Source organism: Arthrobacter sp. Hiyo1 (assembly GCF_001263615.2).
Lineage (GTDB): Bacteria > Actinomycetota > Actinomycetes > Actinomycetales > Micrococcaceae > Arthrobacter.
The window spans coordinates 313875-314947 of record NZ_DF952473.1 but is presented as its reverse complement, the minus strand read 5'-3'; the positions used below and the strand labels follow the sequence as shown (position 1 = coordinate 314947).

The window sequence follows — 1073 nt, the reverse complement described above, 5'->3', positions numbered from 1 at the left end:
ATCCAGGACGTGGCCCGCCGTTTCGCCAAGGCCGGGTACGTTGCTTTGGCGCCGGATCTCCTGAGCCGGGAGGGAGGCACACCCGGCATGGATCCCGACGCCGTGCCCGGGGCGCTGACACGGGCGGGAGCTGAGCGCCATGTTTCCGACTTTTCCGCGGCCTTCGATTACCTTCGATCACTGGAATTCGTGGACGGCGAGCGGATCGCCATGAACGGCTATTGTTTTGGCGGCGGCATCACCTGGCAATCCGCCACCGAGATACCCAGGTTGAAAGCCACAGCGGCCTTCTACGGACCGGCGCCCGACCTGGATAAAGTCCCATCCATCAAACCTGCCGTCTTGGGCGTCTATGCCGAACTCGACCAGCGCATCACCGGCGCAATGCCGGCACTTCGGGATGCGCTCGCAGCCACCGACGTCCGCCACCAGCTCACTGTCTATCCCGGCGTCGACCATGCCTTCCACAACGACACCAGCGAGCGGTACAACGAAACGCAGGCGACAGCCGCCTGGCAGGACATGTTGGCCTGGTTCGGCGAGTACGTCTGAACGGACAGTATTGCGAAAGAATGTTCGCATGAGTGACGCCGGCGAGTTCATCGATGAGGCCTTGCGCCGTGAAGGCTCGTGGATCCGTGCAGAGCAGGCCCAGGCACGGCTGGGAAACGGGCTCCAGCATTACGGGTCCTCGATCGGTGCTATCCGTGGGACAGTCCGCGATGCCCTCCGCCGCCACCCGGGACTCGAGCATGACGAGGTCACTGCCTTGAGTTCGGAATTGTGGGAGGTTCCCGTTTTCGAACGCCGGCTCGCGGCAATCGTCCTTCTGCAGTCCAAGGTCCATCTGCTGACGAATACCGATCTGACGCGCCTTGAGGGTTTTGTCCGCGAGGGAAGGCTGCGTGAACTCGTAGATCCGCTCGCGGTGGACGTGATCGGACCTTTGATCGCCGGGCTGGAAGGGCAAGCCAAGGCGCGGGCTGGAAGCGTGATGGATCGATGGGTGCGGGAGCATGACGAGTGGCTATGCCGCGCTGCCCTGATGTCGCCCTGCGGGCGCTCCGTGGCGG

Annotated in this window: 2 protein-coding genes; both read left to right on the top strand. The window is 63.7% G+C overall.

The features are described 5' to 3' along the window. Positions 1 to 552: dienelactone hydrolase family protein (locus AHiyo1_RS16955; RefSeq protein WP_148667634.1), on the top strand; the 552-nt coding region annotated here is incomplete at its 5' end. Between the two features lie 28 nt (positions 553 to 580). Next, on the top strand, positions 581 to 1073 hold a 493-nt coding region (locus AHiyo1_RS16950), incomplete at its 3' end, for a DNA alkylation repair protein (protein ID WP_059389324.1).